This is a genomic window from bacterium (assembly GCA_035691305.1).
In the GTDB taxonomy this organism is placed as follows: Bacteria; Sysuimicrobiota; Sysuimicrobiia; order Sysuimicrobiales; family Segetimicrobiaceae; genus DASSJF01.
The window spans coordinates 1-23,046 of sequence record DASSJF010000019.1; the positions used below are offsets into that span (position 1 = coordinate 1).

Below are 23,046 nucleotides of genomic sequence, written 5' to 3' on the forward strand. Positions count from 1 at the left end.
CCGCGGCGCGCGCGCCGGCGTCCTTCGGCCCGCCGCCGTCCGCGCCCGCGGCGTCGCGGGTGAGGCCGTCGGGCGGGCTGAGGCCGGCGCGTCCGGCGCGCACCAGGATCTGCTGCACGAGCATCAGCGCGGGGAGCGTTCGAGCCAGTCCGGCCAGAGCGCCGGGCTCCACGTCCCCGGATTCCCCCGCCGTGTCCGCGTCGGGCTCGCCGGCCGCGCGCGCGCCGGCGCGCTCCGCCTGCTTGATCGCCTCCCACCGCGTCACGACGGCGTCGGGTGTGGCCGCGGTCGCGCCGCCGAAAACGTGGGGATGGCGGCGGATCAACTTCTCGACCAGCCCGGCGACGATGTCGTCGATCGTGAAGGCCCCGCGCTCCGCGGCGATTTCGGCGTGGAAGACCACCTGCAGCAGCAAGTCGCCGAGTTCTTCTTTCAACCGCGCGGGCGCGCCGCTGTCGATCGCCTCGAGCGTCTCGTAGGCTTCCTCGAGAAGAAACGGCCGGAGCGACGCCGGCGTCTGCGCGCGGTCCCACGGGCAGCCGCCGGGGGCCCGCAGCCGCGCCATCGTCGCAACCAGATCCGAGAAATCGGGGCGCCGCGCGCTCATTGCCTCACCCCGCGCACCGCCGCCGCGGGCGCCGGAGACGAGCCGACGGGTTCCGCCGGCGCGTCCGAGCCGTGCCGCGTCTCCGCGGCCAGCCACTCCACGAAGCGCGCGACCGTCTGGAGCAGGGTTGCATCGTCGCGGCCCGCCGTGGGAATGACGATGCCTTCCGCGGTCCACCGCAGGCGGCCGCGTGACTGCGCGATCCGCGTGTGCACGCGCGGGCCGGCGGCGGCCGGGTTCAGGAGGCGCAGGAGGACTCCGCCCGCGCCGCGCGAGACCGCCGCGACTCCCGCGCCGCGTGCGAGCGCCCGCAGGCGGATGATGTCGCCGAGGCGCTGCGCGGGCTCCGGCGGCGGGCCGTAGCGGTCGCGCAGCTCGTCCATCGCCGCCGCGGCGTCCTCGGGGGTGCGCGCCTCCGCGAGTCGCCGGTACGCCGCGATGCGCTGCGCCGGCACGTCCACGTACGGCTCCGGGAGGTAGGCCGGGACGCCGAGGTCGACGGTCGGGTCGGGCGTCTCCTCGACGATCTCGCCGCGCAGCTCGCGGATCGCCTCGTCCAAGAGTCGCATGTACAGATCGAACCCGACCGCGGCGAGGTGCCCGTGCTGCTCGGAACCGAGGATGTTGCCGGCGCCGCGGATCTCGAGATCCCGCATCGCGAGCCGCATCCCGGAACCGAGCTCCACGAACTCCCGCATCGCAACGAGGCGCTGCTCGGCCTCGGGCGTGAGACGCGCCTCGCGGGGATGCAGCAGGTACGCGTAGGCCTGGCGGTCCGCGCGGCCGACGCGGCCCCGCAGCTGGTAGAGTTGCGCGAGCCCCAGGAGGTGGGCGTTCTCGATCAAGATCGTGTTGACCCGCGGGATGTCGAGGCCGATTTCGACGATCGTCGTGCACACGAGCACGTCCGCCCGGCCGCCGAGGAACTCGAGCATGATCCGCTCGAGCTGCGTCTCCGGCATCTGGCCGTGCGCCACCACCACCCGCGCCTCCGGCACCAGCCGGCGGATCCGCTCTGCGGCGCGGTCGATCGTCTCGACCCGGTTGTGCACGACGTAGACTTGGCCGTCGCGGGCCAGTTCGCGCCGGATCGCGTCGGCGACGACCGCGGGATCGTCCTCGTGGATGAAGGTGCGGATCGGCTGCCGGGCCTCCGGCGGAGTCTCCATCACGGACAGGTCCCGCAGACCGGCGAGCGACATGTGCAGCGTGCGCGGGATCGGCGTCGCGGTCAGCGTCAGCACGTCGACCTGGGTGCGCAGCTGCTTGAGGCGCTCCTTATGGCGGACGCCGAACCGCTGCTCCTCGTCGACCACGACGAGCCCGAGGGAGCGGAACATCACGTTCTTGTTGAGCAGCGCGTGCGTCCCGATGACGACGTCGATCGTTCCGTCGCGAAGGCCCTCCAGCACCGCCTTCCGCTCCGCCGGCGACCGGAAGCGGCTCAGCATCTCGACGCGAACGGGGAAGGGCGCGAAGCGCTCGTGGAACACCGAGTGGTGCTGCTGTGCGAGCAGCGTCGTCGGAACGAGCACCACGACCTGGCGGCCGTCCATCACCGCCTTGAAGGCGGCGCGCAGCGCCACTTCCGTCTTGCCGTAGCCGACGTCGCCCGCGACCAGGCGGTCCATCGGGCGCCCGGACTCCATGTCCCGCTTCACGTCCTCGATCGCCCTGCGCTGGTCCGGCGTTTCCTCGTAGAGGAACGTTTCCTCCATCTCGCGCTGCCACGGCGTGTCGGAGCCGAAGGCGTGGCCGCCGGCGCGCTCGCGCGCCGCGTAGAGGTCCAACAGCTCGCGGGCCATTTCGCGGGTCCGCTCGCGGACGCGGCGCTTCTCGCGCTCCCATTCCGTGCCGCCGAGGCGGTTGATCTGCGGCGCCTGTCCGTCGACGCCGACGTAGCGCTGGACGAGGGCGATCTGGTCGGTCGGCACGTACAGCGCGTCGCCCTGCGCGTATTCGAGGTGCAGGTAGTCGCGCGCGCCGCCGTCCATCGCGAGCCGCTCGAAGCCGCGGTAGACGCCGATGCCGTGGTGCACGTGGACGACCAGGTCGCCGGGGACGAGCTCGGTCCAGCTGGCGAGGCGCGCGCCGTCCCGGAACCACCGCGGCCGGCTGCGCCGCCGGCGCCACCCCAGGATCTCGCTGTCGCTCACGACGACGAGATCGCCGATCGTAAAGCCCTGCGTCAGCGGCCGCCCGACGACGGCCGCCGTGCCGGGCTCCGGCGGGACGTCGAGCGTGTCGCGTTCGGCGGCGACGACGCCGTGTTCGGCCAGCAGCTCGCGCACCCGGTAGGCCTGGCGGCTGGCGACGACGATCCGCTGGCGCGCGGCGATCCACCGCTGCGCCTGCTCGGCAAAGCCTTCTACCTGTCCGGCGAACGACTCCACCGTGCCGAACGGCACGGGCGCCGCGACGTAGCGGCTCGGGTCCGGCGGCGTCCGCAGCGTGGAGATCGCCGCTCCCCGGCGGGTCTCGAGCGCCGCGGCGACGTCCTCCCACGCAAAGACCGCGAGCGGCGTGCCTTCCGGGATCTGCTCGGTCTCGACCGCGTGGTCGCGCGCCGCCTGCGCCTGCTTGACCAGCGCCGCGCCCTGTCGCGCCACTTCATCCGGTTCGTCGAGCACGACGACGGCCTCGTCGTCGAAGAGCGCCGGCAGCAGCGTCCCGCCGGGCGCGCCGTCCCGGCCCGCCGGGGCGGGCCCCGTGTCCCCGCGTGCCGGGAGGATCATGGCCGCCTCGATCGTCTGGGTCGTGCGCTGGGTCTCGGGGTCGAAGAGCCGTACGGATTCGATCTCGTCTCCGACCCACTCCGCGCGCACCGGATGATCGTAGGCCGGAGGGTACACGTCGAGGATGCCGCCGCGGACGCTCATCTCGCCGGGCACGTGGACGAGGTCCACGCGTTCGTAGCCGCCTCCGGCGAGTCGCGCCGTTGCGGTCTCGAACCGGAGGTGCGCCCCGGCGCGGAGATCGACCCGGACGGCGTCGAGCCACCGGGGATCCGGCATCGGCACCGCGAGCCCGGCGGCCGACGCGACCGCGATGACCGGATCGGCGCGGCTCAGGGACTCGAGGAGACGATGGCGCGTGCGCTCGGCGTCGAGCGACAGCGGCTCGCCGGGGAGCGGGGGATCCCACACCTCGACGACGTGCACCGGCGGCGCGTCCGCCGGGAGGAAGGCGGCGAGATCGTCGGCGAGGCGCTCGGCGTGATCGCGGTCCGGGGCGACGGCGAGCCAGGCGGGGACACGCGGGCCGAGGCGCGTGATCAACGCGGCAAGCAGGCATGCCTTTCCCGCGCCGGCCGGGCCCGTGACCCACGGGCGGCGGCCGGCCTCGACGGCCTCGCCAACGACAATAAACTCCCGTCTGCGTTGCAGGACCGGGAGCACACCGGACAGGGACATCACGCGGCCTCCGCCCGCCATTGTACGAGAGGGCGGCAAAACGCGTCAAATAAGATGCGGTCGGCGCGGGAACTTACGAGCGCGTCGGTCGGGGGCGAGCCTCCTCCGTTACTCGGCGGCCCCGGTACCAATTCGTGATCGGCAGTCGGCGGTCGCGGCCGAAGGCCTTCGGCGTGATCTTGATTCCGGGCGGCGCCTGCCGGCGCTTGTATTCGCTCGCGTCCACCATGCGGATCACGCGCGCCACGGTGGCCGGATCGAAGCCGCGCGCCGCGATCTCCTCGGCGGAGCGATCGTCCTCGACGTAGAGGCGCAGGATCGGATCGAGGACCTCGTACGGAGGCAGCGTGTCCTGGTCGGTCTGCTGCGCCCGCAGTTCGGCGGTTGGCGCGCGCGCGATGACGCCGGCCGGGATCACCTCGCTCGGTCCGCGCCCGTTCCGCCAGCGCGCCAGCCGCCAGAGGAGCGTCTTGGGCACGTCTTTGACGACCGCGAACCCGCCCGCCATGTCTCCGTACAACGTCGCGTAGCCGACGCTCATCTCGCTCTTGTTGCCGGTCGTGAGCACGAGCCACCCGAACTTGTTCGACAGCGCCATGAGGAGCGTGCCGCGGATTCGCGCCTGGACATTCTCTTCGGTCTCGTCGGGCGCCCGGCCGGCGAACGGGTCCGCGAGCGCGGCTCCGTACGCGTCGACGATCGGTTCGATCGGCAGTTCGACGGTCCGGATGCCGAGCGCCTGGGTGAGCGCCGCGGTGTACCGCCGGCTTTCGTCGGAGGTGAATCGCGACGGCATCGGCACGCCGGTCACGGCCTCGGGGCCGAGCGCGTCGACCGCGATCGCGGCGACCAGCGACGAGTCGACGCCGCCGCTGAGCGCAACGACGACGCCGCGGAACCGGTTCTTCCGGACGTAGTCGCGTGTCCCGAGCACGAGCGCGCGGTAGACTTCCTCCACCTCATCGGGCGGCGTGTTCTCGGCCGCGGCGGGCAGCGCCGGGCGCGCGGGGTCGGACGGTTCGGTGGAGAGCGTGTACACCGGCGCCCGCAGGCCCTCGTCCGCCGGCGCGTCGGCCGTGCGGATTGGATTGTAGCGGCGCAGCGTGCGGATCGCCTCGACGTCGATGTCGGTGACGATCAGGCTCTCCTCGAAGGCCGGACCCCGCGCCGGGATGTTGCCGGCCGCGTCGACGACGAAGCCCAGGCCGTCGAAGACAAGTTCGTCCTGTCCGCCGACCATGTTGTTGTAGGCGATCGCGATCGCGTAGTCGCGCGCGCGGATCCGCAGCATCTCCTCGCGCTGCCGCCATTTGCCCATGTGGTAGGGCGACCCGTTGATGTTGACGGCGACGAGGGCGCCCGCCAGCGCCTGGGCAAGCAGCGGGCCGCCGGGCGACCAGACATCTTCGCACACCGTCACGCCCACCGGTACCCCGCGGACGACGAAGACCGGCGCGTCGGCGCCGGGTTGGAAGTAGCGCTTCTCGTCGAAGACGCCGTAGTTCGGGAGCCGCATCTTACGGTACATCCCGGCGATCCGGCCGCCGGCGAGAACCGCGGCGGCGTTGTACAGGTGCTCGCCCGAATCCACGCAACCCACGACCGCGGCGCTGCGGGTCGCGTGCCGGGCGATCTCCTGGAGGCACGCGGAGCTTTCTTCGATGAAGTCGGCTTTGATCAGCAGGTCTTCGGGCGGATAGCCGGGGACGGCCAGTTCCGGGAACGACACCACGTCGGCCCCGAGGGCCTGCGCCTCGTCGAGGCGCTCGATGATCTTGCGCGTGTTGCCCTCGAAGTCCCCGACGGTGGGGTTGATCTGGGCCATCGCGATCCGAAATCGCGGCGTCATGGCGCCTTCAATTATAACACGGGCCTACCGGCCCTCCTCCGCGGCGAGCCGCAGGCCCGCGCCGATCAGCACCGCGCCGGTGACGCGGTCGAGCGCGCGGGCGACCGCCGGACGGCGCAGCAGCCGGCCCACCGAGCGGGTGGCGACGATCAGGAGGCCGAGCCAGAGCACGCTGAGCCCGACATGCACGGCCACGAGCAGCGCGATCCACGGCGCCACGGCGACGCCGGCCGGTACGAACTGGGGCAGGAAGCTGATGAAGAAGACACCGACCTTCGGGTTGGTCACGTTGGACAAGAGGCCCCGCCAGAACCAGACGCGGTCGTGGTCATCGCCGCCCCCGGTCGGGCCCGCGGCGCGCGGAGAGACCGCGGCCGCGCCGGGGTCCGCCGGCATCCGCGGGCGGCGCACGAAGACGGTGAGGCCGAGCCAGACGAGCCAGGCCGCGCCGGCCGCGCGCAGCGCCGCGTACGCGGTGTGCGAAGCGGCCAGTACCGCGCTGATGCCGAGCGCCGCCGCGAGGCCCCACACCAGCAGTCCGGTGCAGATGCCCGCGGAGGTATAGGCTCCGCGACGCGCGCCCTCGACGGCGGCGGTGCGCAGGACGAGCGCGGTGTCGGGGCCGGGCGTCGCGATCAGGACGCCGCCCGCGGCGACGAATGCCATCAGCGCGATCAGCGGGGTCACGACGCGCCGCCCGCCGCACAAAACTCCACGATCGCCCGCCCGATACGCTGGATCGCCAGCCATCCGAGGGGCGGCGCGCCGATCTCGTTGATGTACACCGACGCCACCACGGGGCCGGAGGGCAGGTACAGGATGCCGCTGTCGTTCTCGACGCCGGTCATGTTGCCGGTCTTGTTCGCCGCGGGGGTATCGGGCGGCAGCCACGCCGGGAGCTTGTAGAGCAGCTGCTGTCGGCGCAGCATCGTCAGCGCCACCTCGGTGGAGGCCGCCGACAGCAGCGTCCCGGCCTGGAGCCGCGCGAGCAGATCGGCGGTTTCGCGGGGCGTCGAAACGTTGTCGCGGCCGCGGGTGCGGGCCTCGAAATCGAACATCCGCCGGCCGAGAATCGTTCCCGGCCACCCGGACGTCCGGCAGTACTCGGTGATGCGGTCCAATCCCAGCAGGTCGATGATCATGTTCGTCGCGCGGTTGTCGCTCACGATGATCATGAGCGTCGCGGCGTCGCGCAGCGTGTACCCGCGCGGCGAGAGGTACTGGATCACGCCGCTCCCGGCGGCACGGTCGCCGGCATTGACCCGTACCGCCTCGTTCCAGCCGTGCTCGCCGCGGTCGACCGCCGCCGCGAGCGCGGCGAGGATCGGGACCTTGATCACGCTGGCGGTCGAAAAGCGCTCGTCGGCCCTGTGGGACGCGAACACCCGCCCGCCGGGGTCGCAGATGTGGCACCCGAGCCGTCCCGGCGTCTCCTCCGCGACCTGGCGCACGACGTCGATCAGGGCCGGCTTCATCGGTCTGCCTCCCTAAAGTCGGGGGTCGAGGATGTCCCGCAGTCCATCCCCGAGCAGATTGAATCCCAACACGGCGAGCGAGATCGCGAGCCCCGGGAACACGGCGACGTGCGGGGCCGAGACCATGAACTCCCGCGCTTCGTTCAGCATCGTGCCCCAGTCCGGCGCCGGCGGCGGCGTGCCCGCCCCGAGAAACGAGAGGCCGGCGTCGATCACGATCGCGCTTGCGAACCCCAGGGTCGCCTGCACCAGCACCGGCGCCACGCAGTTCGGCAGCACGTGCCGGCGCAGGATCGCGGCGTCCGTCTGGCCGAGCGCGCGGGCCGCCTCGACGTACTCTTCCTGGCGGCGCACGAGCACCGCGCCGCGGGTCACGCGCGCGAACACCGGCACGTAGACCACGCCGATCGCGATGATGCCGCTCACCGTGCCCAACCCGAGTGCCGCGACCAGCCCGATCGCCAGCAGCAGGCCGGGAAACGCGAGGATCGCGTCCATGCAGCGCATCACGAGGGCGTCGAAGGCCCCGCCGATATATCCCGCGGCCGCACCGAGCGGCACGCCCGACGCGGTGGCCAGGAGCATCGAGGCGAGGCCGACCGTGATCGAGAGCCGCGTGCCGTAGACGACCCGCGACCAGACGTCGCGCCCGAACTCGTCGGTGCCAAACCAGTGCTGCGCCGTTGGGGGCTGGAGCGCCTGGGACATCTGCATGCCGAGCGGGTCCTGGGTCCGCCACCAGGGCGCCCCCGCGGCGGCTGCGAGCATTACCGCCACCACGACCGCGCCGGCGATCCCGAGGCGGTGGCGGAGGAAGCGGGCCCGCCGCCGCTTCATCCGAAGCGGATCCGGGGGTTCATCACGGCGTACACCAGATCCACGAGCAGCTGGACGGCGGCCGCGAGTACGGCGACGACGAGAATGCCGCCCTGCAGCACGGGGTAGTCGCGGCTCTGCACCGACTGGACGATGAGCTGGCCGACCCCGGGCCAAGCGAAGATCTGTTCGGTGATGACTGCGCCGCCGAGCAGCACGCTCACCTGGACCCCAAGCACCGTAAGCGTCGGCAGGAGCGCGTTGCGGAGGATGTGGCGGGCGATGACGCGCGCGAACCGCAGGCCCTTGGCCCGCGCGGTGCGCACGTACTCGCGCCCGAGCTCTTCGAGGATGTCCGAGCGTACCATCCGCGTCAGCGCCCCGGCGAGGCCGAGCCCGAGCGTCACCGCGGGCAGCACCATGTGCCGCAGCGCGTCGCCGGGGTCGCGGCCGACCGGCACGTACCCGATCGACGGGAAGACGCGCCAGTGCAGCGAGAACAGCAAGATCAGCATCACGCCGAGCCAGAACGACGGAATCGACACGCCGCCGAGGGCGATCGCCATGGCGCCAAGGTCGAGGGCCGAGTTGCGGCGGACGGCGGCCAGAACGCCCGCCGGCAGCGCGATGCAGAGCCCGACGATGATCGCCGCCGCGGTGAGTTCGAGCGTGACCGGCAGCTTCTGGCCCAGAATAACCGACACCGGCTGGTGCGTTCGCACCGACTCGCCGAGGTTGCCGCGCAGGGCCCCGCCGACCCACCCCGCGTACTGCTCGAGCAGCGGGCGGTCGAGGCCCATGGCGTGGCGCAGGCTCCGCTGCGTCGTCTGGTCTACCTCCGTGCCGAGGATCGCGACGACCGGATCGCCCGGGATGAGATGGACGAACGAAAAGACGATCACGGACATCAAGGCGAGGACCAGGGCGAGGGCGAGCAGGCGGCCCCGCAGGTAGCGGATCACGGGTCAGCGTGACGGGGAGCCGCGACGCGGCTCCCCCGGTCACACGGGCGCGTTACTTCGCCAGCCATGCCTCCTGCAGGCCGCCCCCGGCGTAGGACAGGGCGCCGATCAACTGCGGCGCGTAGCCCTGCACGTTCGAGCGCCAACCGGACGCGGAGTGGCCGCTGCCGAAGATCAGCATGGACGCCTGGTCCTGGAGAATCTCGACGACCCGCGTGTACGTGGTTTTGGCCTTCGCGACGTCGGCCTCCGTCCGGCCCTCATCCAGCAGCCGGTCGAGCTCGGAGTCGTTCAAGTAGCCGCTCAGCTGCCAGACGCCGCCGTTGGAATGCGAGTAGCGGTAGTACGCGTCATCCGGATCGACCTTGGCGAAGAAGCCGGTGAGGTCGATATCGAAGTTGCCGGTGTTGATGCGGTTGGCCCAGGACGGTACGTCGTAGACTTCGATCGACACGTCGACGCCGATCCGCCGCATCTGGGCCTGGAAGACCTGGGCCACGGCCGGTTGACCGTAGCCGTTCGCGATCGAGATCGTGATCTTGAAGCCGTTCGGCATGCCGGCCTCGGCCAGAAGCGACTTGGCGTGCGCCACGTCGAACGGGCGGTCCTTGACCGGGAGGTACCACGGCGAGGTCGGGGAGAAGTTCTGGTTGTCGGTGACGCCCCAGCCGCGGTACGACGCGTCCACCATCTCGCGCTTGTTCATCCCGTAGGCGACCGCCTGGCGAATCTTCACGTTGTCGAACGGCTTGTGGCGCGTGTTCAGCACGATCACGCCCTGGCCGCCGCCGCCGCGCACGAGCCGGACGACGTAGTCGCGCGACGGTTGGGCGAACAGCCCCTGCAGGCGCGCCTGCGGCACCGAGTCGATGAGCTGCACGTCGCCGGTCTGCAGCGCCGTGAGCCGCACCGTCTCGTCCGGAATCGGCTTGAGCGCCACCTCGTCGAGGTACGGTTTGCCGGCGTCCCAGTAGCCGTCGAAGCGGCGCATCGTCAGATGGTCGTTCGTCACCCACTCCACGAACTGAAAGGGCCCGGTGCCGATGGGTTTTGTGACGTTGTTGCCCGTGTCGACGGCTTCCTGCGGAATGATCGCCTGGTACGACGTAGCCAGTTTGTTCGGGAAGAAACCGAACGGCGACTTCAGCCGGAAGACGACCGTGTTCGGGTTCGGCGTGGCGATCGACGTGATGGCGCTCAGGTCGCCGCGGCCGCGGGCGCCGGTCTTGGGGTCGAGGATCCGTTCGATGCTGAACTGTACGTCGCGCGACGTAAGCGCCTTCCCGTTGTGGAATTTGACGCCGCGCCGCAGGTTGAACGTCCAGGACAGTCCGTCCCCCGAGACCTGCCACGACGTCGCGAGCCGTGGACGGAGTTCGAGGTTGGGGCCCAGCTCCGTCAGCGCCTGGTACATCGGCGAGAGCGCCACGTAGGAAATCGTGAGCGCAGAGCGGTGCGGGTCGAGGTGCGGAATCTCGGCCTGCACGCCCGCCACGAGCCGTCCGCCGCGGACCGGGGCCGCCGCCCCCTCCGCCGCGCCGGCGAGCCAAGGGGCGGCCGCGAGGCCGGCGCCGGCCGCCGCCGCGCCGCACACGAAGTCCCTCCGTGTCAGCCTGCCTTGCGCCATGCAATCATCCCCCTCTCACGCCGCCGATCGTATCGTCGATCGAAGCGACGAAACCTTTCTGTTCGGTCCCGCGCCGCGAGGCCCTTGTCGCCGGCTAAAGGCCGAGGCCCGGGGCGCGCGCCCCGGGCCTCGTGCCGCGCCCGGTCATGCCGCTACCGGTTAGACGTCGTAGTAGAGGAAGAACTCGTACGGCACCGGCCGGATGTTGACCTCGTGCACTTCCTTGGTGCGCTTATAGTCCAGCCACGTATCGACGAGGTCGCGCGTGAAGACGTCGCCCTCCAGCAGGAACTCATGGTCGTTCTCGAGCGCGTCGAGCGCGGCGGCGAGCGAGCCGGGCACGCTCTTGATCTTCGCGGCCTCGTCCGGCGGCAGTTCGTACGTGTTCTTGTCGAGCGGACCGAAGCCGGCCTTTACGGGGTCGATCTTCCGCTTGACGCCGTCGAGGCCCGCCAGCAGCATCGCCGAAAACGCGAGGTACGGGTTGCAGGTCGCGTCCGGGCAGCGGAACTCGATGCGCTTCGCCGACGCGCCGGCCGGACCGCTGTGGTACATCGGGATCCGGATTGCCGCGCTCCGGTTGCGCTTGCTGAACGCGATGTTGACCGGCGCCTCGTAGTGCGGCACGAGGCGCCGGTAGGAGTTGGTCGTGCACGCGCAGAGCCCGAGCAGCGCGTCGACGTGGGTCAGCACGCCGCCGATGTAGTAGAGCGCCTCCTGGCTGAGCTCGGCGTAGCCGCCCTCGCTGTAGAACAGGTTCTGGCCGCCCTTCCAAATGCTCTGGTGGCAGTGCATGCCGGTGCCGTTGTCGCCGAAGAGCGGCTTCGGCATGAACGTCGCGGTCATGCCGTGGCGGCGTGCGACGTTCTTCACGATGTACTTGTAGGCGAGCAGGCTATCGGCCATCCGGGTCAGCGTGTTGTACTTCATGTCGATCTCGCCCTGGGAGCTCGCGACCTCGTGGTGCTGCATCTCGACCTCGATGCCCCACTTCTCCATCTCGAGCGACATCTCGCTGCGGATGTCGAGCTGCGTGTCGGCGGGCGGAACCGGGAAGTACCCTTCCTTCGTGCGGATGCGGTGTGCCATGCCCGGCTGGCCGGAGTTCCAAATCCCCTCCGGCGAGTCGATGCTGTAGCCCATGCGGTACGGGTGGACGTCGTACTGGACGTTGCTGAAGAGGAAGAACTCCGCTTCGGGCCCCCAGTAGCTCACGTCGCCGACGCCGGACGCCTTGAGGTAGTCCTCGGCCTTCTGGGCGACGTAGCGCGGGTCACGCGTGTACGGCTTGCCGTTGATCGGGTCGAAGATGTTGCAGATCACCGACAGCGTCGGGATCTCGGCGAAGGGATCGGGCCGGGCGGTCGCCGCGTCGGGCATGAGGAGCATGTCGCTCTCTTCAATCGCCTGGAAGCCGCGGATGCTGCTGCCGTCGAACCCGATGCCGCGTTTGAACGTCTTCTCGTCCACCTGGCTCGCGGGGATCGTGGCGTGCTGCCACGTGCCGGGCACGTCGACGAACTTGAAGTCGACCATCTTGACCCCGCGATCCTTGATGTACGCGACGACGTCCTGCGCCGTCATCTCCTTGCCCGCCATGCCTCACCTCCCGGGAGGATGCGGTGCCGCCCAAAAACAAAGACGCCCTCTGGAAATCCCAGAGGGCGTCCCGGCCCGCGGTACCTCTTGGTACCGCCTCAAGATATACCACGGGGGCAGAGCGCCGTCAACGTCATCTCTACCGAGATTTTTGGCCGTTTCCTGTCGTTCGGCCTACCCGATCAACCTCGGCTTGCCAGCAGCGCGCGCAGCGTAGCGATCTTGTCGACGGCGGTCACTTGATGATCCCGATGCGGTTGCCCTCCGGATCCGTGAACACGGCGAACGTGACCATGTTGGGAATCTCCGTCGGCGGCACGACCGTGCTGGCGCCCAACTGCCCCGCTTTCCGCAGCGTGGCGTCGAGGTCGGCGACCCGCACGTAGAAGGTCACGTGCGACGGGCCGCCCTGGGCGGGACCGATCCCGCCGTTGATCCCGTCTCCGCCGGCCGTGACGAGTCCGTAGCCCATCGGGTTGTCCGCGTTGATCTTCCAGCCGAAGAGATCCCCGTAGAACGCGTGCAGCGCCTTCGGGTCCTGGGCGTTGATCTCCCAGTGCACCACCGGATGGCCCGCGGCGCCGCGGCGTCCCTTCGGCGGGCGCCGCGAGGCCCGGGTGCGCGATCGGGTGCCTGTCGCCCGCTTGGGTGTCCTTCGTGCCGGTCGAGAGCGGCGCTGAGCCATCTACATCACGCTCCTGTTGAAAACGATTTGGGCGGATCTGTCGAGCGGAGGCTGCGTTGAGTCTCCCTCCAGTGTGTCACGAATCTGTCGCGTCCGCACCCCAGGGATCCGGACCCGGATCGCGCCCGGCGGCCGCCGTCGCGAGCCGCGGCAGGTAGTGATCCCAGACCTCGGCGTGGCCTTCGCGCGCGGCGTCGGGCAGCCCCGCGTGGGCCACCGACAGCAGCGTCCCGCCGTCTTGGGCGGCCAGGTCGAATTCGACGGCGCTGGACCCGGGCGGGATTCGCGGGCTGTCGACCCAGCCCCACGTGCAGACCACCCTGCGGTTGGGGAGCACCTCGACGTACGCGCCGCTCACGACGTGGCCCGCGTTGATCACGGTGCGGTGCGCGCCCCCCGGACGGGGGTCGCTTTCGGTCTGCGCGCCGGCCCAGCGGATTCGCCTTAGGGGGTCGGTCAGGAATGCGAAGACGACGTCGGGAGGCGCGGCGATCCACGCTTCGCGGCGGACGGCCGGGGGTGCCCCGGGCGTTGATTGCATCGCGGCGCCGCGGTCCACGGTGACCTTACCGGCGGCGGGCGGTGCGGCGGCCGGGGGCGCGCGCCCGCGCGGGGGCGCGGCGTGTCGCCGCTTTCTTGCGAGCGCGGCCCGAAGAGCGCTTGGCGGGATTCCGGGATGGCTTTGCCGCCTTCGCCCGCGCCTTCTTGCGCCGCGACTCGGCGCGGCGGCCCTTTGCGGCGACCGTGCGCGCCGCCGGCGCGGGCGGCACGCCGCCCACCGGCACCAACTCGAACCGCGCCGTCGGCGCGGGCACCCCGGCCCCTTTCACGGTTCCCGGCAGGATCCGGAAGACGGGGCAGAGCACGACGTCGATGCGCCCGCCCCCCGGCGCAAACAGCGCCGGAATCTGCAGCGTGCGCTGTCCGACGAGCGTCATCGGTCCGGTCGGCGGGGCCGACAGCCACCGGCGCACCATATCGTAGGCCGGCGTGTCGGGGACGGCGACCGCGGTGACTCGAGTACGCCCGGGCGCGTCGCCGAAGGCGAACAAGAACGGACGGCCCTCGACGAACTGGCTGCGCCCGCCGTAGAAGCGTCCCGTCATGTAGACGTAGGCGGTCTCCTCGGCGGGCGCGTGCCGGAACGTCAGCGCCGCGCCGGTGATCGCGAGGCGCGTCGGCGACTGGAAGTCCGGGAACGGCATCGGGTGGACCGTCTCGATCTGCGTCCACTCCTCGCCGCCGGGCGCGTCCAGGGCGATCGGCGGGAAGACGAGCCCTCGCTCCGTCGTCACGCTGCGCACCGGGTGGATTTCCAAGAGGTGCGGCAGGTCGGGATGGTCCGCCGACGCGTGGTCGGGCAGAATGCGGAGAAAACCGCTGACGGTGACGCGCTGCTGGGTCGTGATGATCTCGTCGAGCAGTTGCGCGTAGGCGCTGTGCGCCGTTCCGCCCGCCTCGAGCGCGCCCGGCCGCACGGCGTTCTGGATGACGGCCGCGACGATGCCCTCACGCTCGCCCGGCGACGGCGCGAGACCGAATATGATGCCGAGCCCGTACGCGCCTTCGGCCGTCCGGCCGGTGACGTACCCTTCGACGGTCACTTCCGCTCCCGGCCCCAGGCGCAGGTACCCGAGCGGCTCGAGTCCGGAGCCCATGATATCGGTCTCGGCCGAGCCGCCCGGCACGATCCGGATGCCGGACAGGACCCGCAGGAGGTCGGCGGGCGTGCGGATGACGATGCGGGTCGCGGGCTGCGAGGGCACCGTGCGCCGCAGCTCGTCGGAGACCAGGATCGCGCGCGCGATCTCCCGCATCGGCGTCCGGGTGTTGCGGCTCTGGCGTTGGATGCGCTGGAAGGCCTCCTGTTCGTCGATGCCTTCCCGCGACATCAGGATGCCCTTGGCGCGCTCCACGAGCTTGCGGGTCTCCAGGGTGTCCTTGAGGTTGCCGACCTCCGCCTGCAGCGTCCGCAGCTCGGCGAAGCGGGCCATCGCGATCTCGATCGCCGGCACCAGCTCGGCCTCCCGCACCGGCTTGACGAGGTACGCGAGCACGCCGGCCTCCTGCGCGCGCTGGACGAGGTCGCGCTCGCTCCACGCGGTGAGCAGGATGATCGGCCGCGGCGAGCGCGACATAATCGTCGCGGCCGCGGAGATGCCGTCGAGCCCCGGCATCTTGATGTCCATGAAGATCAGGTCGGGCGACGTCTTGTGCGCCAGCGCGACGGCCTCTTCGCCGTCCGGCGCCTCCGCGACGACCTTGTACCCGTGCTCCTCCAGCATGGCCTTGAGGCCCATGCGAATCACGGGCTCATCGTCGGCGATCAGGATCTTCAGCGCGTCCGGCATCCTACGCCGCCGCCGGGCGGGGCATCGTGATGACGACGCGCGCGCCGCCGGCGTTCGTGAACCAGATGCGCCCCTTCAGATCGTCCTGCACCAGCGTGCGCACGATCTCCAGCCCGAGGTCGCTCGACCGCTCGAGCGCGAACCCGTCGGGCAGCCCGACCCCGTCGTCGCGCACCTCGACGCGCAGCGCCTCCGGCCCGAGCATCAGCACGATCACGACCTGGCCGGCCGCGCGTCCGGGGAAGGCGTGCTCCATCGCGTTCTGCAGCAACTCGTTCACGACGAGCGCGAGGGACGTGGCCTGCTGCGTCGGGAGATGCACGTCGTCGCCGCTGACGCGCGCGTCGAAGCGGAAGCCCGGCGGCGCCATCGTCTGCGTCACCGTGTGCACGACCCGGTCGAGCATCTCGCGGACGCTCACGGTCCCGAGCCCTTCGGCGGCCAGGATCTCGTGCACCGCGGCGATGCTGAGGATCCGGTTGATCGTCTCGGTCAGCACCTCGCGGCCGGACACTTCGCGCCCGTCCCGCATCTGCAGGCGCAGCAGCATGGCGATCATCTGGAGGTTGTTCTTGACCCGGTGGTGCATCTCGCGCACCATCGCGGACTTGACGACGAGGCCGGCGTTCTCGATCGCGAGCGCGGTCTGGTTGGCCAGCGTCTGGAGCATCGTGGTCTCCGGCGGCGTAAACACGTGCGGCCGGCCGAGGTAGACCGTCACCACGCCGAGCGTGCGGTCCCGAACCCGGAGCGGGACCGCGAGCGCCGAGCGTGCCGGGCCGCGGCCGAGCATCTCCCCCGGCGCGACGCGCCGGTCGCCGGCGGCGTCCTCGCTGCTGAGCGGCTCGCCGGACTGCGCGGCGCGTCCGGGCAGGCCTTCGCCGAGCCGGAGCGTGACCCGCGGACCCGGCGCCGCCTCGGGTTCCGTCGGATGGGCGGCGGCGAGGGCCAGCCCGTTGCCGTCCGCGAGCATCAGCGTGCACAGCGACGCGTCGAACACCCGCGCCGCCATTTCCACCAGCAGCCGGAAGATCTGTTCGAGGTAGAGAGGCGAGGTGAGCGTTTCGCTCACCTCGGCGAGGGTGCGCAGCTCGAGAATCTGGCGCCGCATGCTGTCGTGGAGCCGTGCCTTCTCCAGCGCGCCGCCGGCGAGGTCGGCGATGATGCTGAGCAGCTCCACTTCGTCGTCCGCCCAGGCGTGGACGCCCGTCGTCTGGACGTTGACCGCGCCGAGCACCCGCCCGGTCACCGTCAGGGGCAGAGCCAGCAGCGACTGGAACAGCGTTTCGTGCGTCTCCGGCAGGTACTTGAAGCGGGGGTCCGCGGTGGCGTTGCTGGAGGCGACCGCCTCGCCGTGCTCGGCGGCCCAACCGGTGAGGCCCTCGCCGTACCGGAGGCGCGCGCGGCCCACCGCTTCCGCCGCCAGCCCGGTCGTCGCCCTGAGGACCAGGTACTCGCCGGACGCGTCGAGCAGGTAGATCGAGCAGCTGTCGACCCGCATCACCTCGGCGGTCTTGCGCGTAATCAGCGTGAGGGTGGTGTCGAGGTCGACCGCCGCGCCGATCGCGCGGCTGATCTCGCGCAGCGCGGAGAGCTCCTCGGCCTTGCGCGCGAGCTGCGCCTCGGCGTCGGCCGCCACGCGCTGCGCCGTCAACGCGGTCGCGGCCTCGCCGAGACGACCGGCGTCTCGGCCACGCCCCGCTCCGCCGCGGCCATGTCTGCCGGCGAAACGGAGCTGCGCCGGTTGATCGCGACCGCCCACGCCATCAAGGCCAGCGTGAGGACGACGACCGCCGCCCGCACCCCCCAGCCGATCGGCAGGATCACGACGGGCGCGACCAGGATGCTGACGAGGTTCATGACTTTGATCAGCGGGTTGAGGGCCGGGCCCGCGGTGTCTTTGAGCGGGTCGCCGACGGTGTCGCCGATGACGCCGGCCTTGTGGTACTCGGTACCCTTGCCGCCGAGGAAACCGTCCTCGATCTTCTTCTTGGCGTTGTCCCAGGCGCCGCCGGTGTTGGCCATGAAGACCGCCATCAACTGACCGGTGAGGATCGCCCCGGCGAGGAAGGCGCCCAGCGGCGCCGCGCCGAGCGCGAACCCGACCATGATCGGCGCGCAGATCGCCACCACGGCGGGAGACAGCAGCTCGCGCTGCGCGGCTTGGGTCACGATATCGACGCAGCGCTGGTAGTCCGGCCGGCCGGTGCCCTGCATGATGCCGGGGATCGTCCGGAACTGCCGGCGGACTTCTTCCACCACGTCGAACGCCGACCGGCCGACGGCGCGGATGAGGAACGCGGAGACGAGGAACGGGACGGCGCCGCCGATCAGCATGCCGATGAAGACCAAGGGCAGGTTGACCTGGATGCCGACGCGCTCGAGCGCCGCCGTCATCGCCTCGCCGCCCCGCGCGAGCACCGCGCCGACCGCCCCCGCCGACGGCAGCAGCTGCGCCTGGTCGACGAACGACCGGAACAACGCGGTCGCGGCGATCACCGCGGTTGCGATCGCGAAGCCTTTGGTGAGCGCCTTCGTGGTGTTCCCGGCCTGGTCGAGGTGGGCGATGATGCGGCCCGGCTCCTCGCCGCCCACGCGGGACATCTCGAAAATGCCGTTCGCGTTGTCGACGATCGGGCCGAACGTGTCCATCGCCAGGATGTAGCCGGTGACCGACAGCAGCCCGAGCCCGGCCAGCGCGATGCCGTAGCCCGCGAGCGCGACGTCCCCCTGGAAGATCGTGAACGACGCGAGGATCGTTGCGCTGATCGCGAGGATCGCCCATACCGACGACTCGAGGCCGAAGCCGAGGCCCGACAGAATGAGCGTGGCCGGGCCGGTTTTGGTGGCGTAGGCCATCTCGCCGACCGGATGGCGGTTCGCGCCGGTGTACTGATCGGTCAGCCAGCGGATCACGCCGGCGAGCACGAGGCCGGTGAGCGTCGCGAACGTGAAACGCCAGTCGGGCGCGCCGGTCCGCGGGTCCGTGAGATAGAAGGCGTTGACCGCGGCGAAGCCGATCACCGACGCCGCGCTGGCGACCCAGAAGCCGCGCGTGATCGGACGCATCGGGTCGGCCTCGGTCTCGCGGGCGCGCACGGCCCAGGTGCCGATGATCGAGGCGAAGACGCCCATCGCCTGGACGAGCAGCGGGAAGAGGATCAGCTTGAGCGCGAAGCCGCCGGCCGCCGCGCCGTAGGTTGCGCGGAAGTGCGGGTCGAGCAGCGTTCCGGCGCCGAGGATGATCGCGGCGACAAGCGTGACCTCGTACGATTCAAAGACGTCCGCGGCCATGCCGGCGCAGTCGCCGACGTTGTCGCCGACGTTGTCGGCGATGGTCGCGGGGTTGCGCGGGTCGTCCTCCGGGATGCCGGCTTCGACCTTGCCGACGAGGTCGGCGCCGACGTCCGCCGCCTTCGTGTAGATGCCGCCGCCGATCCGCATGAACGACGCGACCAGCGACCCGCCGAACCCGAAACCGATCAGCACGCGCGTAGCGTCCCCGCGGAAAATGACGAAGATGATCGTTGCGCCGAGCAGGCCGAGCCCGACGGTGAACATCCCCGAGACGGTGCCGGCCTGGAACGCCGTCTCGAGCGCCTCGCGGAAACCTCGCGTCGCGGCGTGCGCGGTCCGGACGTTGCCGCGGACCGCGAGCTGCATGCCGACGGACCCGGCGCCGTAGCTCGCGAGGCAGCCCATCAAGAACGCGAGCGCGATGCCGATGGAGAGGGCGGGATTGGTGTAGATCGGACGGTACAGGATGTAGAGGACGATCGTGATGGCCACGATGAACAGCGCCATCGTCCGGAACTGCCGCGTCAGGTACGCGCGCGCGCCTTCTTGGATCGCGGCGGCGACATTCTGCATCGACGCCGGTCCCGGGCTGCGGCGGAGGACCCTCGCCACGAGCCACCATCCATACAGGAGGGCGGCGGCCGCGGCGGCAAGGACCAGCCACAGCAGCAGTGACTCGAGGCCGCCGAAGGATGGCAGGGTAATGGCGGATTCGCTCATTCAGGCCTCCCGAACGAAACGTGCGCGGCGCATTTCATCATAACAATGGAGCCGGGCCGCTTCAAGCAATTTTGGACCAAAAACGTCGAAAATCCGCGATTTTACGCCGTCCGGCGCGGCTTTTCGGGCTTTCGAGGCCGGGTTACGGCTTAGGCGGTTCGGTGGGGGTGAATCGCACCACGGCCCGGTCGTCGAGGCCGTGCGCCTTGAAGAACCCCTGGTTCACTTCGAGCGCGTAGCGGTAGGCCTTGTTGGGCGCCCACAGGTCGCTGAGCGGCGGGTCCGCGGGGTTGGGCGCAACGCGCATGTCGTCGAGGCCGACCACGTGCCAGCGATTGTCGAGAAACGCGATCGAGAGCGGGATGAGCGTGTTCTTCATCCAGAACGGCGCGCGCGTCAGGTCCGCGAAGATGAACAGCATGCCGGCGTCGGGATCGAGGGCGCGGCGGCACATCAGGCCGACCTCGCGCGCTTCCTCGGTGTCGGCGATCTCGACGCGCACGCCGGCCGTCGTGCCGTGCTCCGTGAACGAGACGACCCCGTGCCGGTACCGGAACGCCGGCACCGTGCAGTCCTCGGCGCCGGCGGGACGCGCGGGCAAGACCGCGCCCGCCGCGGCGGCGAGCGCGGCGAGCGCGGCGAGGATGCGGCGCAGCCTCATGTCGCGAACAACGCGGCGGCACAGGCGAAAGTTCCGCGTCTCATTCGCCCGTCCGGCGCGCCGCCCCCGGCAGCCAGTCCGAGATCTCGCCGACCGCCAGGTTGTCGACCGCGTCCTCGATATCGAGATGCGAGTACTGCGGGAAGACCTTGATGCGCACGCGGCCGCGGGGCGTGGCGATGTGGTTCAGGTAGAAGTTCGCCAGGCCCGGCGACCGGATGAGGCCGCGCCCCGCGCCGAGCAGCAGAATCGGCACGTTCACGTACTGCACCTGCGTCAGGCTGACGTACCGGCGCGCGAAGTCGCCGCTCGTGTCGAGGTTCAGCGAGAGGCCGAGGTCGAGCACGAGCCGCCACGGCATATACCACTCGGTGAAGTCGCCGTCCGGTCTCAAGATCGCCGCCTCCAGCGCGCGCAGGTCGACGAGACCGCGCGGCGTGCTGCGGTCGTAGGGGATCCACTTGATCAGACGCTCGCCCGGGACCGGCCGTCCGGTCGAGAGCTTGAGAAGTCCGTTTGGTGAGATGTTGGCGGGATCGGGCATCCGGTCGAAGACGCCGAGCGGGCTGCCGATCGAGGCCCGAATGAACATGTCCGGCTCCATTTGGTCGGACAGGATCGCGGCGAGCAGCGCCTCGTTCGTGATCGACAGGCCGTTGCGCGGGTAGCCCGGGATCGTGCTCGGCGCGTCCGGGCGCAGGTACGCGTACACCGCGAGGGTGTCGAAGAGGATGCTGTCCTGTGTCCGCGCGATGCTCGAGGTGTCGGTAAAGGGGCTCACCCGCTTGTTGGGGTCCTGGGCGAGCAGCGCGTTGATGCCCGGGACCCGCCCGACGAGCGGGATCGCGAGGCCGTCGAGGTACTGCAACGGCTGAAACGAGACGGGCAGGTGGAGCGGGATGCCGTCGATCAGGACGAGGCCGTCGATGTCCTTGTAGCCGGCCTGCGGCGAGGGCGCGATCTTGTCCCCGATTATCGCCACCGGCTGCGGGCCCGGGACGCGCCCGAAGTCGTAGCCGGCGTACAGCGCCGCGTACATCGCCCCAAGGGAGTGGCCGCCGAGGAACAGCCGCGCGTACGGGAACCGCTTGCGTACCTCCGTCACCACGACGCGCACGTCGCGCAGGTGCAGGTCGAGGCCCCAGTACGCCGCCGACGGCACCGTTTTCGGATCCAGCGCCTTGAACCTCTGTCCGTCGATCGCGAGGTCGCCGTAGTAGTAGCCGAGCGCGAAATCCGGGTTGCGGGCGGCGAGCGCCGCGATGACGCCCCGGCGGTCCTGCAGGATGCCGGACCGCGGTTCCGCGATCCATACTTCGAGGGTGGGGTCGCGGCTGACGAGGGCGCGGGCCAACAGGTCGAGCGTGTTGGGTCCGGAATTGAGGCCCGGGATCAGGACGAGCACGGTGTCGGGCCGGCCGTTCAGGTTGGCCGTCAGATCCGCCGCATAGCGGTAGGCGTCCACGCGGTTGAGGGCGGCCGGAGTGTGCGGCTCCTCGGCGCCCCGGAAGGACAGCCGCTCGCGTTGGACGCTTTCGGGGGTAACGGCGGCGGCCTGTGCGGGCCGCATCGGCCCAGCCGCGCCGGCGAGGGTCAGCGCGAGGAACAGGCAGGCCGCCGGCGCAGTGAATCGCGCGAGAACACCCGCCCGGCCGGAGTACACCATGCGCTCATTCTAACGTAAGCGTAAGGGCAGGAAATGCCCTCGTGTTCTATCGAACCCGGTTGCCCCGTGGCGGGCTATGACGTCGTCGTCGTGGGCGGCGGGCCCGGGGGAGCCGAAGCGGCCCGGGCCGCGGCGGGTCAGGGTCTCCGGACGCTGCTGGTGGAGGAGCACCACACCGTCGGCATTCCCACGCACTGCACCGGCAAACTCTCGCTGCACGCATTTCGCGAGTTCGACCTGCCCCGGACGCTGGCCGTGAACGCGCTGAGCGCCGCCGTCTTCCACTCGCCGGGCGGAGTCGCCGTGCGCGTCCGGCGCGCGTCCGCCGATTCGTACGTCGTCGACCGCATCGCGTTTGATCAGTGGCTGGTCGCGCGCGCGGCGCGGGCCGGCGCGGAGGTCGTCACCGGCGTGCGGGTAACGGAGGCCTCCGAACACGACGGCCGGCTGCGCGTTGCCGGCTCGTTCGCGGGGCGGTCCGGCGCGTTTCAGGTGGAGGCGCGCACCGTGATCGACGCCGAGGGCGCCTCTCCCCGGCTGCCGGCCGCGCTCGGGCTGCGCCTGGTGCGAACGTACGCGAACGGCCTGCAGTACGAGATGCGCGGCGTCGGCGGTCTGGAAGCGGACACGCCCGAGATGTTCTTCGGGCGCGAGATCGCCCCGGGATTCTTCGCGTGGCTGCTGCCGGTGGGCCGGGATCGCGCGCGGGTCGGCCTCGCGGTGGATCCGCGGGAGACCCGGTACGCGCCGGTGCACTTTCTCGAGCGGCTGCTGGCCACGCACCCGGCGCTGCGCCTGCGGGCCGCCGGCGCGTCGGTGGTACGCAAGGTGGCCGGCCGGATCCCGATGCTGACCGGCCGCGCGCCCGCGTCGCGCGGCGGCATGCTGGTGGTCGGCGATGCCGCGGGCCAGGTCAAGGCGACGTCGGGCGGCGGCATTTACTTCGCGATGATCGCCGGCCGCCTCGCCGGGACCGCGGCGGCGCGGTACGCGGCGGGCGACCGAGGCGCGGCCGCGGCCTACGACCGCGCGTGGCGGAGGGCGTTCGGCCGCGAGGTGGCCTTCACGGCCCTGGGCCGCCGCGTGATCAACCGGGTCGCGGATCGGGAGCTCGACCTCGTGATGCGCTTCATTCACGCGAGCCCCGCCGTGCGGGCGAGCGTGGAGGCCGACGGCGACACGCAGTATCAATCGCGGATCTTTGTGCCGCTGCTGCGCTCGCTCGCGGCCGCGGCGCTCAGGCGCCCGGCGCTGCTGCCGGTCGTCGGGCAGGCGCTCGTGCACGGCATGCTCGTGCAGATGTAGAGGAGAAGATCTC

At 71.0% G+C, this 23,046-nt stretch carries 16 protein-coding genes and 1 pseudogene; 1 reads left to right on the plus strand and 16 read right to left on the minus strand.

What is annotated here, in order from left to right:
* The 16 genes and pseudogenes from VFL28_03460 to VFL28_03535 all read right to left on the minus strand — a co-directional run.
* Nucleotides 1-607: MazG family protein (locus tag VFL28_03460; protein HET7263701.1), on the minus strand; the 607-nt coding region annotated here is incomplete at its 3' end.
* Nucleotides 604-4,020 (minus strand): transcription-repair coupling factor, encoded by a 3,417-nt coding sequence (mfd, locus tag VFL28_03465; GenBank protein ID HET7263702.1) that lies wholly within the window; start codon nt 4,018-4,020, stop codon nt 604-606. The genes VFL28_03460 and mfd, both read right to left, overlap by 4 nt.
* 73 nt (nt 4,021-4,093) lie before the next feature.
* Complete coding sequence (locus VFL28_03470; protein ID HET7263703.1) at nt 4,094-5,869, minus strand: NAD+ synthase; 1,776 nt, start codon at nt 5,867-5,869, stop codon at nt 4,094-4,096.
* Nucleotides 5,870-5,893: 24 nt separating this feature from the next.
* Nucleotides 5,894-6,556 carry a LysE family translocator gene (locus tag VFL28_03475; protein ID HET7263704.1) on the minus strand — a complete coding sequence of 221 codons (663 nt, stop codon included), beginning with the start codon at nt 6,554-6,556 and terminating at the stop codon, nt 5,894-5,896.
* The gene (locus VFL28_03480) at nt 6,553-7,344 is read right to left on the minus strand and encodes a serine hydrolase (protein HET7263705.1); all 792 of its coding nucleotides are present in this window, start codon (nt 7,342-7,344) and stop codon (nt 6,553-6,555) included. The genes VFL28_03475 and VFL28_03480 overlap by 4 nt, the downstream gene beginning before the upstream one ends.
* 12 nt (nt 7,345-7,356) lie before the next feature.
* Complete coding sequence (locus VFL28_03485) at nt 7,357-8,181, minus strand: ABC transporter permease (GenBank protein HET7263706.1); 825 nt, start codon at nt 8,179-8,181, stop codon at nt 7,357-7,359.
* Entirely contained in the window at nt 8,178-9,122 is a 945-nt protein-coding gene (locus VFL28_03490) for an ABC transporter permease (GenBank protein HET7263707.1), read from the minus strand. The genes VFL28_03485 and VFL28_03490 overlap by 4 nt, the downstream gene beginning before the upstream one ends.
* Before the next feature lie 52 nt (nt 9,123-9,174).
* Nucleotides 9,175-10,749 (minus strand): ABC transporter substrate-binding protein, encoded by a 1,575-nt coding sequence (locus tag VFL28_03495; protein ID HET7263708.1) that lies wholly within the window; start codon nt 10,747-10,749, stop codon nt 9,175-9,177.
* 159 nt (nt 10,750-10,908) lie between these two features.
* The gene (gene glnA, locus VFL28_03500) at nt 10,909-12,348 is read right to left on the minus strand and encodes a type I glutamate--ammonia ligase (GenBank protein HET7263709.1); all 1,440 of its coding nucleotides are present in this window, start codon (nt 12,346-12,348) and stop codon (nt 10,909-10,911) included.
* Nucleotides 12,349-12,583: 235 nt separating this feature from the next.
* A complete protein-coding gene (locus VFL28_03505; protein ID HET7263710.1) occupies nt 12,584-12,913 on the minus strand; it encodes a VOC family protein in 330 nt (109 codons plus the stop codon).
* A 196-nt stretch (nt 12,914-13,109) separates the two neighbouring features.
* Nucleotides 13,110-13,574, minus strand: a complete 465-nt coding sequence (locus VFL28_03510) for an SRPBCC domain-containing protein (GenBank protein ID HET7263711.1) — start codon at nt 13,572-13,574, stop codon at nt 13,110-13,112.
* 1,243 nt (nt 13,575-14,817) lie between these two features.
* A pseudogene (locus tag VFL28_03515) lies at nt 14,818-15,384 on the minus strand (response regulator).
* 1 nt (nt 15,385) lies between these two features.
* Complete coding sequence (locus VFL28_03520) at nt 15,386-17,038, minus strand: GAF domain-containing protein (GenBank protein HET7263712.1); 1,653 nt, start codon at nt 17,036-17,038, stop codon at nt 15,386-15,388.
* Nucleotides 17,035-19,401 (minus strand): sodium-translocating pyrophosphatase, encoded by a 2,367-nt coding sequence (locus VFL28_03525; protein HET7263713.1) that lies wholly within the window; start codon nt 19,399-19,401, stop codon nt 17,035-17,037. The genes VFL28_03520 and VFL28_03525 overlap by 4 nt, the downstream gene beginning before the upstream one ends.
* 142 nt (nt 19,402-19,543) lie before the next feature.
* Nucleotides 19,544-20,062, minus strand: a complete 519-nt coding sequence (locus tag VFL28_03530; protein ID HET7263714.1) for a DUF192 domain-containing protein — start codon at nt 20,060-20,062, stop codon at nt 19,544-19,546.
* 40 nt (nt 20,063-20,102) lie between these two features.
* Nucleotides 20,103-21,728: a hypothetical protein gene (locus tag VFL28_03535; protein ID HET7263715.1), complete on the minus strand. Its 1,626-nt coding sequence runs from the start codon at nt 21,726-21,728 to the stop codon at nt 20,103-20,105.
* A 66-nt stretch (nt 21,729-21,794) separates the two neighbouring features.
* Between VFL28_03535 and VFL28_03540 the strand changes: the two genes are divergently transcribed.
* Nucleotides 21,795-23,033 carry an NAD(P)/FAD-dependent oxidoreductase gene (locus VFL28_03540; protein ID HET7263716.1) on the plus strand — a complete coding sequence of 413 codons (1,239 nt, stop codon included), beginning with the start codon at nt 21,795-21,797 and terminating at the stop codon, nt 23,031-23,033.
* The last annotated feature ends 13 nt before the right edge of the window (nt 23,034-23,046 follow it).

Bases quoted from the DNA above. Each gene is read 5' to 3' on its own strand.
- VFL28_03495 (HET7263708.1), bottom strand. From the start codon at position 10,749: ATGGCGCAAGGCAGGCTGACACGGAGGGACTTCGTGTGCGGCGCGGCG.
- VFL28_03530 (HET7263714.1), bottom strand. From the start codon at position 20,062: ATGAGGCTGCGCCGCATCCTCGCCGCGCTCGCCGCGCTCGCCGCCGCG.
- VFL28_03470 (HET7263703.1), bottom strand. From the start codon at position 5,869: ATGACGCCGCGATTTCGGATCGCGATGGCCCAGATCAACCCCACCGTC.
- VFL28_03535 (HET7263715.1), bottom strand. From the start codon at position 21,728: ATGGTGTACTCCGGCCGGGCGGGTGTTCTCGCGCGATTCACTGCGCCG.
- mfd (HET7263702.1), bottom strand. From the start codon at position 4,020: ATGTCCCTGTCCGGTGTGCTCCCGGTCCTGCAACGCAGACGGGAGTTT.
- VFL28_03510 (HET7263711.1), bottom strand. From the start codon at position 13,574: ATGCAATCAACGCCCGGGGCACCCCCGGCCGTCCGCCGCGAAGCGTGG.
- VFL28_03480 (HET7263705.1), bottom strand. From the start codon at position 7,344: ATGAAGCCGGCCCTGATCGACGTCGTGCGCCAGGTCGCGGAGGAGACG.
- glnA (HET7263709.1), bottom strand. From the start codon at position 12,348: ATGGCGGGCAAGGAGATGACGGCGCAGGACGTCGTCGCGTACATCAAG.
- VFL28_03485 (HET7263706.1), bottom strand. From the start codon at position 8,181: ATGAAGCGGCGGCGGGCCCGCTTCCTCCGCCACCGCCTCGGGATCGCC.
- VFL28_03525 (HET7263713.1), bottom strand. From the start codon at position 19,401: ATGAGCGAATCCGCCATTACCCTGCCATCCTTCGGCGGCCTCGAGTCA.